General features: G+C 73.6%; 17 protein-coding genes and 1 tRNA gene. 5 read left to right on the top strand and 13 right to left on the bottom strand.

What is annotated here, in order from left to right:
- Positions 1-66: 66 nt before the first annotated feature.
- The 7 genes from FB455_RS19615 to FB455_RS19645 all read right to left on the bottom strand — a co-directional run bounded on the left by FB455_RS19615 (position 67) and on the right by FB455_RS19645 (position 8209).
- Positions 67-792, bottom strand: coding sequence for an RICIN domain-containing protein (locus FB455_RS19615; protein WP_235437318.1), 726 nt, complete (start codon positions 790-792; stop codon positions 67-69).
- Between the two features lie 963 nt (positions 793-1755).
- Positions 1756-1829: transfer RNA gene (locus FB455_RS19620), tRNA-Ala, on the bottom strand.
- A 180-nt stretch (positions 1830-2009) separates the two neighbouring features.
- The gene (gene sepX, locus FB455_RS19625; RefSeq protein WP_186466424.1) at positions 2010-2792 is read right to left on the bottom strand and encodes a divisome protein SepX/GlpR; all 783 of its coding nucleotides are present in this window, start codon (positions 2790-2792) and stop codon (positions 2010-2012) included.
- 168 nt (positions 2793-2960) lie between these two features.
- Positions 2961-3602: a GNAT family N-acetyltransferase gene (locus tag FB455_RS19630; RefSeq protein WP_145754486.1), complete on the bottom strand. Its 642-nt coding sequence runs from the start codon at positions 3600-3602 to the stop codon at positions 2961-2963.
- A gap of 108 nt (positions 3603-3710) precedes the next feature.
- Entirely contained in the window at positions 3711-5024 is a 1314-nt protein-coding gene (locus FB455_RS19635) for a molybdopterin molybdotransferase MoeA (RefSeq protein WP_013283915.1), read from the bottom strand.
- Positions 5021-6010, bottom strand: coding sequence for a UTP--glucose-1-phosphate uridylyltransferase (locus FB455_RS19640; RefSeq protein WP_145754487.1), 990 nt, complete (start codon positions 6008-6010; stop codon positions 5021-5023). Before FB455_RS19640 ends, FB455_RS19635 begins: the two co-directional genes overlap by 4 nt.
- A 9-nt stretch (positions 6011-6019) precedes the next feature.
- Entirely contained in the window at positions 6020-8209 is a 2190-nt protein-coding gene (locus FB455_RS19645) for a diguanylate cyclase (protein WP_186466425.1), read from the bottom strand.
- 82 nt (positions 8210-8291) lie between these two features.
- On the opposite strand from FB455_RS19645, the gene FB455_RS19650 reads away from it, so the two are divergent.
- Positions 8292-8939, top strand: a complete 648-nt coding sequence (locus tag FB455_RS19650; RefSeq protein ID WP_013283912.1) for a 5-formyltetrahydrofolate cyclo-ligase — start codon at positions 8292-8294, stop codon at positions 8937-8939.
- Between the two features lie 218 nt (positions 8940-9157).
- Here the strand turns inward: FB455_RS19650 and FB455_RS34830 are convergent, their stop codons facing one another.
- Positions 9158-9379: a hypothetical protein gene (locus FB455_RS34830; RefSeq protein WP_357000229.1), complete on the bottom strand. Its 222-nt coding sequence runs from the start codon at positions 9377-9379 to the stop codon at positions 9158-9160.
- 366 nt (positions 9380-9745) lie between these two features.
- Between FB455_RS34830 and FB455_RS19660 the strand changes: the two genes are divergently transcribed.
- Positions 9746-10222 carry a flagellar biosynthesis protein FlgA gene (locus FB455_RS19660; protein WP_145754491.1) on the top strand — a complete coding sequence of 159 codons (477 nt, stop codon included), beginning with the start codon at positions 9746-9748 and terminating at the stop codon, positions 10220-10222.
- A 5-nt stretch (positions 10223-10227) separates the two neighbouring features.
- On the opposite strand, the gene FB455_RS34345 is transcribed toward FB455_RS19660, so the two are convergent.
- Positions 10228-10404, bottom strand: coding sequence for a hypothetical protein (locus FB455_RS34345; RefSeq protein WP_174361685.1), 177 nt, complete (start codon positions 10402-10404; stop codon positions 10228-10230).
- Positions 10405-10590: 186 nt separating this feature from the next.
- Here FB455_RS34345 and FB455_RS19670 point away from each other — a divergent pair, with 186 nt between their 5' ends.
- Positions 10591-11145, top strand: coding sequence for a hypothetical protein (locus tag FB455_RS19670; protein WP_145754495.1), 555 nt, complete (start codon positions 10591-10593; stop codon positions 11143-11145).
- A gap of 10 nt (positions 11146-11155) precedes the next feature.
- Here FB455_RS19670 and FB455_RS19675 read toward each other — a convergent pair whose 3' ends face one another.
- Complete coding sequence (locus tag FB455_RS19675; RefSeq protein ID WP_145754498.1) at positions 11156-11638, bottom strand: DUF2231 domain-containing protein; 483 nt, start codon at positions 11636-11638, stop codon at positions 11156-11158.
- 161 nt (positions 11639-11799) lie between these two features.
- Here FB455_RS19675 and FB455_RS19680 point away from each other — a divergent pair, with 161 nt between their 5' ends.
- Positions 11800-12228, top strand: a complete 429-nt coding sequence (locus tag FB455_RS19680; protein ID WP_013473912.1) for a Fur family transcriptional regulator — start codon at positions 11800-11802, stop codon at positions 12226-12228.
- A gap of 80 nt (positions 12229-12308) precedes the next feature.
- On the top strand, positions 12309-13160 hold the full coding sequence (locus FB455_RS19685; protein WP_145754501.1) for an oxygenase MpaB family protein: 852 nt from the start codon (positions 12309-12311) through the stop codon (positions 13158-13160).
- 13 nt (positions 13161-13173) lie between these two features.
- Here FB455_RS19685 and FB455_RS19690 read toward each other — a convergent pair whose 3' ends face one another.
- The 3 genes from FB455_RS19690 to FB455_RS19700 form a co-directional block, all read right to left on the bottom strand.
- Entirely contained in the window at positions 13174-14007 is an 834-nt protein-coding gene (locus tag FB455_RS19690; protein ID WP_486481556.1) for a RecB family exonuclease, read from the bottom strand.
- A 124-nt stretch (positions 14008-14131) separates the two neighbouring features.
- Positions 14132-14746, bottom strand: coding sequence for a MarC family protein (locus FB455_RS19695; protein WP_013283903.1), 615 nt, complete (start codon positions 14744-14746; stop codon positions 14132-14134).
- A 31-nt stretch (positions 14747-14777) separates the two neighbouring features.
- On the bottom strand, positions 14778-15644 hold the full coding sequence (locus tag FB455_RS19700) for a PHP domain-containing protein (protein ID WP_145754505.1): 867 nt from the start codon (positions 15642-15644) through the stop codon (positions 14778-14780).
- Positions 15645-15651 lie beyond the last annotated feature (7 nt).

The raw sequence follows: 15651 nt of genomic DNA on the forward strand, positions 1-15651 counted from the left end.
GCAAACCGTCATCCGCGCGGAGGAGCCCGGACAACAGTCCGGGCTCCTCCGGTCAATGCGGTGTCGTCAGGCAGGGATCGCGGTGAGGTACCAGAGCTGCCCGGTCACGTTCTGGCACTTGTCGGTGAACGCCGCACCCTTCAGGACGGACGTCGGCGCGAATCGGTTACCTTCCAGGCATTCGCCTTCCTTCTCCCGGAACTTCGTCTGCAGCCGGAAGAGGTTGTCTCCGGCCTTGACCAGCTTCCACTGCTGTCCGGTGACCTCGCGGCACGTGTCCAGGAACGCGGCGCCGCCGAGGACCTTCCCGGCGATCTGGTTGCCTTCGAGGCACTTCTCCCCGCCGAGGAACTTCGTCCGCAGCGTGTAGTAGCCGTCGGGGCGCTTGGTGAGACTCCAGGCCTGCCCGTCAACGTCCTTGCAGGTGTTCTGGAACGCGGCGCCGGCGAGGGTTGAGTTGCCGTCGACGCGGTTGCCTTCCAGGCACTCGTTCTCACCGCGGAACACGGTCTTGAGCTTGTAGTATCCCCCCGCCGAGGCTGGGGCCTGGGCCGCCGGCTGCGCCGCGACATCCACCGTCTTCACGGCAGCGGCGTCTGAACCGTCCACCGGCTTCTCGTTGATGGACGTGTCGACCGCCACCGCGGGCGCGGACGCGGCGGCGGATGCAGAGGCGGATGCCACGCTCGTCGGCGTGGCCGACTCGGACGCAGACGGGCTTGACTCACTGTCCTGCTCGCATCCCGCCGCGGCCATGGCCAGAACCGCCAAGACCACCACAGACTTTCGCATGTTTTTCACTGTCGTTCCCATCAAAGACGATTTTCGATACAATCAGCACGCCTGCAATTGCCGCAATTCATCTGGCCAATCACACGGAACGCTGGTGCCGCAACGGTACGGGCGCTCCTGGCAGCCACAACAGGTCGAGCGGGTGGCAAAATCGCGCCTGTTCGGGGCGGCCCGACTGGTTTGTCGGCTCATTGTGGGGCGCTGGCCGACGACGCCCGGATCCCCCGGTCGGCCGGAACTCTAAACGCGATTAACAATAAGGAAGTCAGGAGTGCCGATCGAATCCCGGGGGCCATTGCCGACAAACTGGATATCCCAAGCATCGGCAACAAGTCATAACATTTTCTTGAATGGCGAAGACTTCCGGTTGTCGCCGTCTCGGACGCTAATGCTCGGCAACAAACGCCCTCATAAACACCGCAAAGGGCGAGCGGCGACGCCGCCGAGCAGGTGGCCCAACCGACCTGGAAGACGGCTCGAGACGGCGCCGGGCACCTGACATCCGGCGCGCTGTTCGCCTGCTGGTCGGTGGCGGGACACAGCAGGTTTCGGGTCCTTCACCCTCGCGGTCGCCCTTGACCCGCCCGACTACTGTCGCAGCGGCTGTTCCTGTCGTGTCGGCGTTGACCACTCGGACGTCTATCTCAACAGCTTCATGAGTGTGTCAGGGACTCGTGACGGGTCTTCTCGTAGGCGTCGGGGCTGACGTTACCCAGACGGCCGTGCCGGCGCCGTGGGCCGCAGAAGCCTTCGATGGAAGAGAAGACGACCGTTTCCAGTTCGTGCCGTCACGGCCAGGCGCGGGTGTAGACCAGTTCGGTCGTGAGGGTGGCGAAGACCGTCTCGGCCATGGCGTGTCGCACCGCCGCGGGTGAGCGCCCACCTCACGATGCGCCCAAGCCACTTGCTGCAGAAGATCAGAAAAGGCCGTCCCCCACCACGGGAGACGGCCTTTGAACTGGGTGGAGCTGAGGGGATTTGAACCCCTGACCCCCTCGATGCGAACGAGGTGCGCTACCGGTCTGCGCCACAGCCCCTCCGCCGGCGAACCAGCGTCGGTCCCACCCGGCTTTCACCGGGCGGGCCGACAACAAGGCTAACAGGTCGCGCCCCCACGACGCGAACCGCCCCGCCGCCCCGTAGATCTTGGAAGGAAAAGGCCCTCGGAGGGGCCCAAACCCTCCAAGATCGCCACCAGCAAGGCGCCGGCACGGCGGTCAGGCGCCTCGGCCGGACTGGTAGGGGCGTCCGCGCAGGCCGCCCGCACGCCGGTAGGACACCGAACCGCCGCTCGCCGCCGGTGGCAGGTCCGCGGGACGGTCCAGCCCCATCGCCGTACGCCGGACCGCCTCGCGCTGGGCGGCCAGCCGACGCTGCGCCTCCCGGCGAGCCGCCGCGCGCCGGGCCTGCTCGCGGCGCACCTCGGCCTGGCGGGCGGCCAGCCAGGCCGCCTCGCGGGCGTCCGCGCGCCGCCGCCGGCGCTCGGCCAGGGCACGCTGCCGCAGGTGTACGACGTACGCCACGAGCAGTGTGCCGGTGACCGAGACGCTGATCCAGAACCCGGGTCCGACGAGTACCACGCCGCCCAGCTCGACCAGGTTGAGCAGCAGCAGCGCGGCCAGCACCCGGCGCCGGCGGTAGACCGCCGGGGTGTGCCGCCGCCGGGGCGAGTGCCGTCGGCGGGACTGGGCCGGCACTGCGGAGACCGGCCGGAGCCGCCCGGAGCGACGACGCAGCGGTGGCGCGGAGACCGGACGGGCGAGACTGCCCGTGTCGGAGTCTTCACTGAGAGTCACAACGAGGGAGCGCGGGGGGTGCAGTGGTCGCCGCCCGGGCACGGTGCGCCGTCGACGCCGGCGCTGGAGCACCCGCGCCGTCGACTGCGCCCGCTCCGCCACCAGCCGCTCGGTGGCGTCGTACCGGCGGACCAGCGCCGGAGCGAGGGCGAGCAGACCGGCGGCGGCGAGGACGGCGAGGAGCACCGACGTGGGCACCCTCACCCCTCCCGTCACCAAAGTTCTCCGGCGAGCGTCACCGCCGCAACTTCTTCCGTCGACCGTCGTTTACGGCGCACTTCGTGCGGGCGGGCAGCGCTTGCCACAGCTTGCAGTTACTTGAGGTTACGGGCCGCCGACCCGGTTCACAGTGCGCCGCGCCGGGCGTTCGCCTCAGCGGCGGTTGTCACGTACGCGGTGCCAGCGCGCCAGCAGTCCGCCCTCGGCTACCACTTCCTCGCCGGTCATCGCGTATCCGATGTGGTCGCGCCACGCGCCGTCGATGTGCATGTAGCGCACGTGATAGGCCTCCTCGCGGAAGCCGAGCTTCTCCACCACCCGCCGGGACGGCATGTTCTCCGGCCGGATGTTCACCTCGATCCGGTGCAGGCCGCCCGGCCCGAACGCGTGGTCCACGGCGAGCGCGACAGCGGTCGGGATCACGCCGCGACCGGCCACCCTGGAGTCGACCCAGTAGCCCACGTACCCGGAGCAGAACGCCCGCCGCACGATGCTGCCGATGTTGACGTGGCCGACCAGCCGCTCCTGCCCGTCCTCGCGCAGGCAGACCGCGAACGGCATGCCCTCACCGGTACGCGCGGACTTGCGCTGGTCGGCGTGCACCAGGCGGAACGCGGCGGGCGAGTTCGTCTCGTACCAGCCGCCGGGCACATGCGACTCCCACGGCGCCAGCCACTCCCGGTTCGCGCGCCGGATCTCCGACCAGGCGGTGGCGTCCGAACGCCGGTACGGCCGCAGCACCACCGGACCGTCCACCAGCACCGCCGGCCACCCCGGCGCCCGCCGGAACCTCACCGAGCTTGCCTTTCGCTCGCGACTGCGGGGCTCGCAAGCTCACTCCTCGCGCTCACCGAGCTTGCCTTCCGCTCGCGACTGCGGGGCTCGCAAGCTCACTCCTCGCGCTCACCGGCGCCGGTCCAGCAGGAGCACGTCCACCGTAGACCCGGCAGCCGCAGTGGTGACCCGCTCGCCGAGTACCAGCAGGCCGTTGGCCTCGGCCAGGCCGGAGAGCGTGTACGGGCCACCGGCGAGCGGCTGCACGGTGTACCCGCCGCCGCGCCGCTCGGCCACGTGCGCGGGCCGGAACTCGCGCAGCCCCACCGGGGACGAGACCGTCTCCAGCAGGTGCGCGCGGACGCTCGGCCGGAACACCGGCTCGGCCCCGGCCAGCAGCTGGATGGCCGGGCGGGCCAGCACCTCGAAGCCGATCAGCGCCGCGCCGGGCTCACCGGGAAGACACACCACCGGCACCTCCTCGGCGCCGACCGTACCGAACCCGAGAGCCGTTCCGGGATAGAGGGCCACCTCTGTGAAGGCGACCGGCCCGGCGCGCCCGCCGTCGCGGCGGGACAGGATGCGGCGGACCATGTCGCCGGGACCGGTGCCGGTGCCGCCGGTGGTGATGATCAGGTCGGCGCGCAGCGTCTGGTCCTCCAGCAGGCCGCGCAGCGCCTCCGGGTCGTCGTCGCAGATCCCCACCCGGTACGCGAGCGCGCCCGCCTCCGCCGCCGCCGCGGTCAGCGCGTGCGAGTTGGTGTCCACCACCTGGCCGGGCTGGCTGCCCCGGCCCACGTCCACCAGCTCGTCGCCGGTGGCCACGATGACCACGCGCGGGCTGGGCCGCACCACCACGTGCCCGATGCCGGTGGCGGCGAACACCGCGACCAGGGCCGGTGAGACGTACGCCCCGGCGCGGGCGAGCAGCGTGCCGGCGACCAGTTCCTCCCCGGCGCGGCGCAGGCCGTACCCCCGTTTGGGGGCGCGGAAGATCTCGACGGCGGCCATGCCCTGGTCGGTCCACTCCACCGGGACGACCACGTCCGCGCCGATCGGCAGCGGCGCGCCCGCCGCGACCGAGAAGCAGGCGCCGGGGGTGAGCCGCACCGGTCGCCAGCTCGCAGCACCCAGGTCACCCACCACGTTGAGGCGGATGCTGCGGCCGCCGGGCATACCGGAGGGGGCCGGGACGTAGCCCGGCCCCCGACTCCCACCGGAGATGTCCTCCCAGCGCGCGGCGTACCCGTCCACCGCCGCCTGGTCGAAGGCGGGGTACGAGTGCGGGGCGACCACGTCCTCGGCGAGCACGTTGCCGTACGCCTGGGTCAGGTCGAGGTCGAGTGGAGGCAGCGCGCGTAACCTGCGCAGCACACTGCCCAGGTAGTCGGCGAGCGGCGTCAACTCGTTCGCGGCCGCCTCGGCGTCGGCCGTCGCTGTCATGTATCGGCACCGCCGGACGCGTCGCGGATGCCGTTGAGGACCGCGGCGGTGACCGTCTCGTCACCGTTGTTGACGAACTCGGTCAGCCACTTGCGGAACTCGGCGCCCAGGTCCTCCCGCTCGGCGGCGATCTGCACCACGGTCTGGAGGTAGCCGAGCGGCATGCCGGTGTCGTAGCGGGTGCCCCGGTAGACGATGGCGTGCACCGGCACCCCCTCGGTACGCAGCAGCTCCATCGCGTCGGTCAGCTGGATCTCGCCGCCGCTGCCCGGTCGGGTGCGCCGGATCGCGTCGAAGATCTTCCCGGGGAGCACGTACCGGCCGAGGACGGCGAGGTTGCTGGGGGCGTCCTCCGGGCTGGGCTTCTCCACCATGCCGGTGACCTTGACGACCTCGGCGATGTCGGCGTATTCCGACTCGGCCGGCTCGACCGACGCGATGCCGTAGCGGCTGGTCTCGGCCGGGTCGACCTCGAAGAACGCGAGCACCACGCCGCCGGTGCGGGCCTGGAGTTCCAGCATGGCCGGCAGCAGCGGCTCGGAGGGCTTGACGAACTCGTCGCCGAGCAGCACCGCGAAGGGCGCGTCGCCGACGTGCGACTCGGCGTACCCGACCGCGTGACCGAGGCCGAGCTGTTCCGGCTGGCGGACCGTGTAGATCGCTGCGAGTTCCTCGGTGCGCTTGACCTCGGCCAGCAGCTCGGGCTTCTTGGCGAGCCGTTCCTCCAGGTCGGGCCGGCGGTCGAAGTGGTCCACCATCGAGGTCTTGCCGCGACCGGTGATCAGCAGGATGTCGTCGATGCCGGCCTGCGCGGCCTCCTCGACGATGTACTGCAGCACCGGCCGGTCGACGACCGGCAGCAGTTCCTTGGGAACCGCCTTGGTGGCCGGCAGGAACCGGGTGGCCAGGCCGGCGGCCGGGATCACGGCCTTGACCGCGCGGGAGCGACCGGGGGCCGCTGAGGGGTTCGCTGAGTGCTCCGACATGTCGCGAGACTATCGGCCACGGCTCTGCCGCGGCGGGTGAGGACCGGAAGACGCGCCGCCCTGGACGGTGCCCGCCGGGTCCGCCGCGCCGGCTCGGGGCAGCCCGTCCGGCGGGCTGACCCCGGCGGCCACCACCGGGATCTCCTGGGTGGGCACCGGATCGGGCGCCGGGGCGAGCCGGTAGCCGTCGCGTCCGGCGGCCTTGGCCGCGTACAACGCGTCGTCGGCGGCGTCGAGCACCTGCTGGCCGCCGGCGGCATGGTCCGGGTAGACGGCGATGCCGATGGAGACGGTCACCGGCACCCGCACCGGCTCGTCGCCGCTCCCCTCGACGGCCACCGGCTGGTCGCGTACCACCGCGCCGAGCCGCTCGGCGACGATCGTGGCGCCCCGGGCGTCGGTTTCCGGCAGCAGCACCACGAACTCCTCGCCGCCCTGCCGGAACGCCAGGTCCACCTCGCGGATCACGCCGCGTACCCGGCGGGCGAACTCGACCAGGACGGCGTCCCCGGCGGCGTGCCCCCAGGTGTCGTTGACGTTCTTGAACCGGTCCAGGTCGAGCGCGAGCACGCTGAGCATGCGGCCGAACCGGTTCGCCCGCTCCACCTCCCGGCGGATCGACTCACGCAGGTAGCGGTAGTTCCACAGGCCGGTGAGCGGGTCGGTGAGGGAGAGCCGTTGCGCCTCCTCGTGCACCCGGACGTTCTCCACCGCGACCGCCGCGTGCCCGGCGAACGTCCGCAGCGTCACCACGTCGTCGTCGTGGAACTCGTGCCCGCCGAGCCGGTCGTAGAGCACGAGCACGCCGAGCGCCGCACAGGCCGAGCCGGGCGGGTCGCCGTCGGCGGGCGGGTGGCCGGGCCGGTCCGGGCCGCGCGGCTCGGCGGTGCCGGGGGTGGCGAACGGCACCGCCACGTACGTCTCGCAGGACGGCTCCCCGGTCGGCGTGTCCGGCGACGCCCACCGTCCGCGCAGCGGTTCGCCGGTGGCGGCCACCGCGCCGAGCACCCCGGAGCCGACCGGCACCCGCAGCGTCGCCGGGTCGGCCGGGTCGCCCGTGGGCCAGCGCCCGGTCAGACCCTCCACGCACCGGCCGACGAGGACGCCGTCGCCGTCGACCAGCAGCACCGCGCCGGCCCGGGCGCCGGTGGCGGCGATCGCGCTGTCCAGGATCACCCGCAGGATGCGTTGCAGGTCGTGCGTGCTGGCGAGCGTGTCGCCGAGCACCGCCAGGTGGTTGCGAAGCTGGTCGCGGCTGCTGGTCAGCGCCGTCACATAGGTGCCGGTCTCCCGGGTCATCCGGTTGAACGCGCTCGCCAGCCGCCCGATCTCGTCGCGGCTGCGCACCGGCACCCGGGCGCTCAGGTCGCCGCGCGCCACCCGGTCCACCGCGCCGGCCAGCTCACCGAGCGGCCGGGTGGTCACCCGGGCCAGCCGCCAGGCCGCGAGCACTGCGAGCAGTGCGGCGAGCGCGACGGCGGCGATCAGCGCCCCGTACAGGCCGGGCGCACGTTCCCCCGGCACCGACAGCACCAGCGGCAGCGGCTGACCGGGAGACGGGCCGACCCGGCGCACGTACCGGCCGTCGCCGGTCCCGGTCACCCGGTTCCCGTCCGCCTTGCCGGCGGCGGCCAGCACCGCTGCGCGTACCCCCTGGTCCTCGGTCGTGTGGGTGATGCCGCCGGGGTCGTCGAGGAGGGTGATCCCGACGCCGGTCACGGCGGCGAGCCGCGCCACGAAGGCCCGGTCGACGGGCTGGGCGGCGGCGACCGCGCCCAGGTCGGTGCCGGCCGGGTCGCGGAGCCGGACCTGGGCGGCCAGCGCGGCGACACCGGTGGCGGGCGCGCCGGCGCAGTCCTGCCAGCGGCCGGCCGGCCCGCCGGGCGTGGTGTAGGTGGTGCGGCCGGCGGCGTCGGCGATCAGCACGGCGGCGGCCAGGCCCCGGGCGACCACCTGGTCGGCCGCGCGCGACCGGACGACCGGGTCGCCGACCAGCGCGACCGCGTCGGCCGCCGCGCGGAGTTGCTGGCAGAGTGCGTCGATCGAGGTACGGACACCGGCCGCGGCCAGGCCCAGCCGCTCGGTGGCGCGGCTGTGGTCGACCGCGCTGAGCGTCGCCCCGACGAAGAACGCGCCGAGCAGGACGGGGCCGAGGACCACCGCGAGGAAAGCCGCCGTCAACCGCCCGCGTAGCGTCAATCTTCCCCCCGGAAGTTCCGCTCCCTTGGTGCGATGCTGACACAGAGCGACCATTAGGCAAGCGTTGCGTCAGGAGTGTTGCGTGCCGGAATTTTCGGATGAAGCGCACGATGCGAAGCGGGAGATGCGCATCGCGCTACTCGCCGCGCGCCGGTCGCTGTCCGCGGCCGACCGCGCGGTGGCGGCGGCCGCCGTCCAGGCCGAGCTGGTGACGTTGGTACGACGGCTGCGGCCGGCCAGGATGAGCGCGTACGTGCCGGTCGCCTCGGAGCCCGGCGGGGACGACCTGCCGGACGTGCTGCGGGCCGCGCTGCCGCCCGACGCCGAACTGCTGCTGCCGGTGCTGCGCGGGGACCTGGACCTGGACTGGGCCCCGTACACCGGCCCGGAGTCGTTGCGCGCCGCCGGCCGGGGCCTGCGCGAGCCGACCGCACCGCCCCGGGGGCGTGCCGCGGTGGCCGGAGCCGCCCTGGTCGTGGTGCCGGCGGTCGCGGTGGACCGCCGCGGCATCCGGCTGGGCCGGGGCGGCGGCTCGTACGACCGCGCGCTGGCCCGGGTGCCCGCCACAGTGCCGACAGTGGCGCTGCTGCACGACGGCGAGCTGGTCGCGGCGGTGCCCGCCCTGCCGCACGACCGCCCGGTGCACTGTGTGATCACTCCGGCGGACGGGCTGGTGGCGGTCCCGGGTGTGGGCCCGGGCGCTTCCGCTGGACGAACCCGGGGGTCATGACGCACCATTGGCACTCGAAGTCCACGAGTGCCAGAAGGCCGTGCCGAAGATCCGGAGGAGAACGTGCCCACGTACCAGTACGCCTGCACCGCGTGCGGCCACCAGCTCGAGGCGGTGCAGTCCTTCTCGGACGAGCCGCTGACCGAGTGCCCGGCGTGTGAGGGGCGGCTGCGAAAGCTCTTCAACTCGGTAGGCATCGTGTTCAAGGGCTCCGGCTTCTACCGTACGGACTCCCGTCCGTCCGGCTCCGACAACGGCGCCTCGACGAGCAAGCCGGCCAAGTCCGAGTCGTCCTCGTCCTCGTCGTCGGACTCCTCGTCCTCGTCGTCCTCCTCGTCCGGGTCGTCTTCCTCATCCGGTTCGTCTTCTTCGTCCGGATCCGGGTCGACGGCGAGCAAGGCGCCGGCGGCGTCCAGCTCGTCCTGACCCGCTGCTCGCACGCGACACGTGGCCGTTCCCGCTCGGGGGCGGCCACGTTCCGTTCGCGGCGGGTGCTCGCCACCTCGGCGAGGCTGCTGCTCGGCCGGTGGCGGATGCTCGCCACCTCGGGGAAGTTGCTGCTCGGCCGGTGGCGGATGCTCGCCAGCTCGGCGAGGTTGCTGCATCCGCCGGTCCGGAAGCAGCAACCTCCCCGAGCTGGCGGTTCCGGCCGCACCGGACCTCCGCTGGTGACGGCGGGCCTCCCCGGGGGAACGGTTTTCCACAGGGCGGCGGGTTATCCACAGGGGCGGGCGATGGGGCGGCGCGCGCCGGGAGGCCGGGCCTAGCCTGCGGGTCGGACGGTTGACCGGCGGCGGGAGGCAGCGGTGGCGGATGGCGAGGCGACGTTGCGTCCGGTCCGCTGGCGCGGGCTGCCCCGGCGCCGGACGCTGCTGCGGGTGACGCTCGTCGCGGTGCTGCTCGGCCTGGCCGCTGCGGTGCTCCGGACGCCGCCGTCCTGCCCACCACCCCGCGTCCTGCCGGCCGCCTCGGCGACGGCGTCCCCGTCCGGCGGCATCCCCGCCCTGCCGGCCGGTGCGGTCGGCGTGCCGATCCGGCTGGCCGAGCCGGCCGCGCTCGCGGTGCTGCGCCCGGGTGCCCGCGTCGACCTGCTCGTCGTGCCGGCCGGCGGTTCGCCCGACCCGACGCTGCTAGCTCCGCGCGCGCTGGTGCTCGACGTGGTCGGCGCCACCGGCGCGGTCGACGGCTCCTCTGCGCTCTACCTGGCGCTGCCGCCGGAGCAGGCCAGGCGGGCGGTCGGGTTGCCGGAGGGCAGCCGCTTCGCCGTGGTGGTACGCGGCTGACGCGATCAGCCCCAGTGCGGGGGGCGTTCGGCGAGCAGCCAGTCGTCGTTGCCGCCGGGGCGCTCGCCCCAGCCGCGGTCGGTGTCGTCGCTGGTCTGCTCGGGCAGCACCACGAAGTCGTCGCTGAGGTCGACCACGCGGTCGTCGTCGTCGCGCGGTGTCCGGATGGCGGGGTCGGTCACGAGCAGCAACGATACCGCCGAACGGGGCGTCGGCTCGATCCCCGGGACCGGCCGGATCGTCCCGAGCCCGGCCGTACCGGGCCGGGAGCCGTCGGAACGCCACACACCGGGCGCGACGGGCCGGGGTGGCGGTGATCGACGCGTCGGGCGGCCGACCGGCCCGGGGCGTTGGTAGCGTCGGACGGCGTGACGACGCCGAGCGGTGGCAGCCCCGACGACGAGACCTGGCGACGCCCGGACCAACCGGCACCCGCCGGGGAGAACGCCCCCGGGGCGGCCCCCCGGGACGGCGCGGACAGCGCGGACGTCCACCCGGCCGGTCCCGGATCTCGGCCGGGTGACGCCGGTGACGCCGGCGGAGACCATGAACCGGACCGCACCGCCGAACCGGCCGGGACCGCCAGCCCGTGGTCACGCGAGGCGGCCACCGACAGCCCGTGGGCCCGGCCGGAGGCGGCGGGCGGCTGGACGGTGGCCGGCGGCGCGTGGCCGGGGTCGCCCGGTGGTGGCCCACCGCCCTCGGGGTACGCGGGACCGCCGCCGAGCACGCCTCCGCCGCCCGGCTGGCGGCCACCGGTACACGTGCAGCCGTCACCGCCCCGACGGCTCCCGCCGCAGGACATGGCCGCGATGGACCAGGCGGAGCAGCGCGCGCAGCGGCTCACCTACGGCATCGGGGCAGCCGTCGCAGTGGTGCTGGTGCTGCTCACCTGCCTGCTCTGCTCGCGGGTGCTGTTCTGAGCCGTACCGGTCAGACGACGCCGTCCCAGACCATCTTGGCGCCGCTGTCCCCGGTCAGGTAGACGTACACGATCGCGAAGACCGCGAGCACCGCCACCACGACGGTGAGCAGGATCGGGAGCCAGCGGGGCAGGTTCCGGCCCGCGACGAGGCGGCTCGTCGACAGCACGAGCAGCAGCGCCACGACGCCGAGCCCGAGCGCGAACCAGAACAGCGTGTCGCCGTACTCGGCGTGCTCGTGGATCTGCTGGAGCCGGTCCGGCGGGTAGCCCTTCGCGCGCAGGGCCTCCTCCAGCTCCTCGCCGGACTCGGTCGCCACCCAGGCGACGATCGGGGTGGCCACGGCGAGCGCCGCGACCGCCCAGCCGAGGCGGGGCCGCCAGCGGGGCAGCACCCCGTACGCGACGGCGAGCAGTGCCAGCAGCGGCACCAGCACCACCGCCGCGTGGATGACGAGCACGTGGACGGGCAGACCGTTGATTTCCCTGAACACCGACACCTCCGGCGAGTGGGTGGTTTGGCGCGCTCAGCGTACGGCGTGACGCCGTCTTCTTCGATACACGCGGGCGCGGCGGTGCCGGTTCACCTGTGGCCCCGGCCACGGGTGAACAACGCTCGCTTGTCGGCCCGCCTGAGCCGTGCTGTCATGGATCCATGTCCACAGGCGAGGAGCTGCTCCGGTCGAGGGGCCTACGGGTCACCCGGCCGCGTCTCGCCGTGCTGGACGTGCTCTCCGCCGGCGGTCACCTGGAGGTCGACGAGATCACCCGGCGGGTCCGCCGGCGGATCGACTCGGTCTCCACCCAGGCCGTCTACGACGTCCTCGGCGCCCTGTCCCGGGCCGGGCTGTCCCGCCGGATCGAGCCGGCCGGCAGTCCCGCGCGGTACGAGGCCCGGGTCGGCGACAACCACCACCACGTGGTGTGCCGGGGCTGCGGGGAGATCGCCGACGTGGACTGCGCGGTCGGCAGCGCCCCCTGCCTGGACCCGAACGTGGCGCACGGCTTCGAGCTGGACGAGGCGGAAGTGACCTTCTGGGGCCTCTGCCCTACCTGCCAGTCCCGCCGCTCCGCCGACGACTGACCGCCGCACCGACGACCGCCGCACGTCGACTGGCCGCCGCACCGAGGATGGCCGACGACGGCGCGTGGCACTCTTGATCGGTGGACACCGAAGACCTCGGCCTCTTCGGTCCGGGATCGGTCACGTGGAAGGTGCACGAGGAACCGATCCTGATCGTCGCCGGCCTGCGCTCGCTCTACCTCCAGGCGCTGCACCCTCGCGCAATGGCCGGCGTCGCCCAGAACAGCAACTACCGCACCGACGCCTGGGGGCGGCTCGTCCGCACGGCGACGTACGTGGGAGCGACGATCTACGGCACCACCGCCGAGGCGGAGGGGGCCGGGCGACGGCTGCGTACGCGGCACGCCCGGATGCGCGCCACCGACCCGTTCACCGGTGAGGAGTTCCGCGTCGACGATCCGGAGCTGCTGCGCTGGGTGCACGTCACCGAGGTCGAGTCGTTCGTGAGCACCGCCCGGCGGTCCGGGCTGGCGCTCACCGACGACGAGGTGGACGGCTACTACACCGAGCAGCGCCGGTCGGCGGCCCTGGTCGGGCTGGACCCGGACGACGTGCCGGGTACCGCCGCCGAGGTGGCCGACTACTACCGGGACGTACGCCCCCGGTTGCGGATGACCCGGGAGGCGGCCGAGACCGCGGTGTTCCTGACCGCGCCGCCGATCCCGTGGAAGCTCAGCCTGCCGGCGCGGGTCGGCCTGAACCTGGGTCCGCCGCGCTGGGCGTATTTCGGGATCGCCGCCACCGCGCTGGGGATGCTGCCGCCGTGGGCGTTGCGGCTCTACGGCGGGCTGGGCCTGCCCACCACCGCCCTGTCGGCGGACCTGAGCGCGCGGGCGCTGCGGCTGGCACTGGCCGCGGTGCCCCGGCGCTACCGGGAGGGCCCGTTGCAGCAGGCCGCCAAGGAACGCGCCGCCCGCCTGACCGCGGCCTGACGGCGTCGCGCACTCACTCCGGGTCGGCGAAACGCTCGACTGCGGACCAGGGCTCCTTGCCCGGGGTCTGCACGCCGGTCGGGCACGTACGCCGGTAGTCGCACCAGCCGCACCGCGGGCCCGGCTCAGTGGGGAACGCCGCGTCGGGGTCGGCGCCGTCGGCCACCGCGCGCTCGGCGGCCATGATGTCGCGGGCGGTGTCCTCGGCGCGGGTGAGCTGCCGGTTCAGGGACTCCGGCGTGTGCTCGTGCGCGGCGACGGTGCCGGTCGGCAGGTGGTGCAGCTCGACCCGGCGGCACGGCTTGCGGAACACCCGCTCGGCCGCGTACGCGTAGAGCGCGAGCGCCTGCGAGCCGCGCGCGTCGTCGGCGTCGAGCCCGGTGCGGCCGGTCTTGTAGTCGACGATGACCAGCTCGGGCCGCCCGTCCGGGCCGGGACGCGAGTCGATCCGGTCGGTGCGGCCGTTGAACGCGAGCACCGCGGTCTTGACTGCGACCACCCGTTCCACGCCGACCGGCTCGTCGGCCGGGTCGAGGCCCGCCACGTAGCTCTCCAGCCAGGTCAGCGCCCGCCGGAAGGCGTCGCGCTCCTGCTCGTCGTCGCGGTAGCCCTCGCGGACCCAGGTGCCCTTGAGCAGCGTGCCGAGCACCTCGGGGCGGCGGCGGTCGGGGGCCAGCGCGTACCAGTTCTTCAGCGCGGTGTGGACGCTCGCGCCGAGCGAGTTGTGCGCCCACGGCGGGCCCTTGGGCGGCGCGGGCCGGTCCACGTAGGCGTAGCGGTAGCGGCGGGGACAGTCCGCGTACGCACCGAGTTTGCTCGGTGTGCAGACGAACAGGCGTTCCGGCATGCCCTCGAAGCCGAGCTGCTCGGACTGCTCGGCGCGGGGTCGGGGAGCCTTGGAGCCGCTGGCTGCTGACTGTCGTCGCACCCGGAGAATCCTGCCATCCGGGTACGACAGCGGACGGACCCGCTCAGGCGTTGTTGAGGTACTGGGTCACGAACGCGGCGATCGCGTCGGCGATGAGCTGCACCGCGATGGCGGCCAGCAGCAGACCGGCGATCCGGGTCAGCACCTCGATGCCGCCGGGGCGCAGCACCTTGACGATCCCGCCGGAGAAGCGCAGCACCACCCAGACGGTGACCATCACCGCGACGATGGCGAGCCCGATGGCGAGGTAGTCGACGGCGCCGCCGGCCTGCTGCACGAACAGCATGGTCGCCACGATGGCGCCCGGCCCGGCCAGCAGCGGGGTGCCGAGCGGCACCAGCGCGATGTTGGAGGTGACCTGGTTGCTCGGGTCGTCCGCCTTGCCGGTCAGCAACTCCAGCGCGACCAGGATCAGCAGCAGGCCGCCCGCCGCCTGGAGGGCGGGCAGGTCGACGTGCAGGTATGCCAGGATCGTCTGCCCCGCCACCGCGAAGATCACGATGACCCCGAGCGCCAGCGCCACGGCCTGCCAGGCGGCCCGGTTCCGGTCGCGCGCGGGCAGCGGCCCGGTCAGCGCGAGGAAGATGGGCATCATTCCGGGCGGGTCGACGATCACCAGCAGGGTCACGAAGACCTCGCCGAAGAGCTTGAGATCCACGCGGACACGGTAGCCGTGCCGTCGGATCGCTTCAGCTCGAAGCGACAGGGGTCACCCCGCGGGCCTGCGCGACGATCCGCTCGTACGCCTCGGGGTCGGTGGTGTGCGCGCCGAGCCGGACCGTCTTGTGCGTGCCGTGGAAGTCGGACGAGCCGGTGACCAGCAGTCCCAGGTCGGTGGCGAGCCCGCGGACGTGCTCCCGCTCGGCCGGGTCGTGGTCCTCGTGGTCGGCCTCCAGCCCGGCCAGGCCGGCCGCCGCCAGGTCCGCAATCAGCTCGTCCGGCACGATCCGGCCGCGCCTGCTGGCCCTCGGGTGGGCGAAGACGGGCACGCCACCGGCCGCCCGCACCAGCGCCACCGCCTGGAACACCTCGATGTCGTCCTTCGGCAGCCGGTACCGCTCGCCGAGCCAGTCCGGCCCGAACGCCTCGGTGGTGGTGGTGACCAGACCGGCCCGGATCAGCGCCTGCGCGATGTGCGGGCGGCCGACGGTGCCGCCGCCCGCGCCGGCCAGGATCTCCGTCCAGCTCACCGGGATGCCGTCGGCCTGGAGCAGCCGGACGATGCGCTCGCCGCGTTCCTCGCGGGCCCGGCGGACCCGGGCCAGTTCCGCGGCCAGGTGCGGCTCGGCCGGGTCGAACAGGTACGCGAGGAGGTGCAGCGGGATCGCCGGTTCGGCGCCGAACCACCGGCAGGAGATCTCCGCGCCGCGGATCAGGGTGAGGCCGGGCGGCAGGGCGGCGACGGCGGGCGCCCAGCCGGCGGTGGTGTCGTGGTCGGTGAGTGCCACCACGTCGAGCCCGGCCTCGGCGGCGGCCCGGACCAGGTCGGCGGGCGTCAGGGTGCCGTCGCTGGCGGTGGAGTGGGTGTGCAGGTCGATGCGGGCGGGGACGCTCACCCGCCCG

This window comes from Micromonospora sp. CNZ296 (genome assembly GCF_007827635.1).

What these genes read in the sequence shown, in the direction of transcription:
- FB455_RS19680 (WP_013473912.1), top strand. Translation starts at nt 11,800, where the DNA reads ATGTCCACAGGCGAGGAGCTGCTCCGGTCGAGGGGCCTACGGGTCACC.
- FB455_RS19635 (WP_013283915.1), bottom strand. Translation starts at nt 5,024, where the DNA reads ATGACAGCGACGGCCGACGCCGAGGCGGCCGCGAACGAGTTGACGCCG.
- FB455_RS19640 (WP_145754487.1), bottom strand. Translation starts at nt 6,010, where the DNA reads ATGTCGGAGCACTCAGCGAACCCCTCAGCGGCCCCCGGTCGCTCCCGC.
- FB455_RS19690 (WP_486481556.1), bottom strand. Translation starts at nt 14,007, where the DNA reads ATGCCGGAACGCCTGTTCGTCTGCACACCGAGCAAACTCGGTGCGTAC.
- FB455_RS19615 (WP_235437318.1), bottom strand. Translation starts at nt 792, where the DNA reads ATGCGAAAGTCTGTGGTGGTCTTGGCGGTTCTGGCCATGGCCGCGGCG.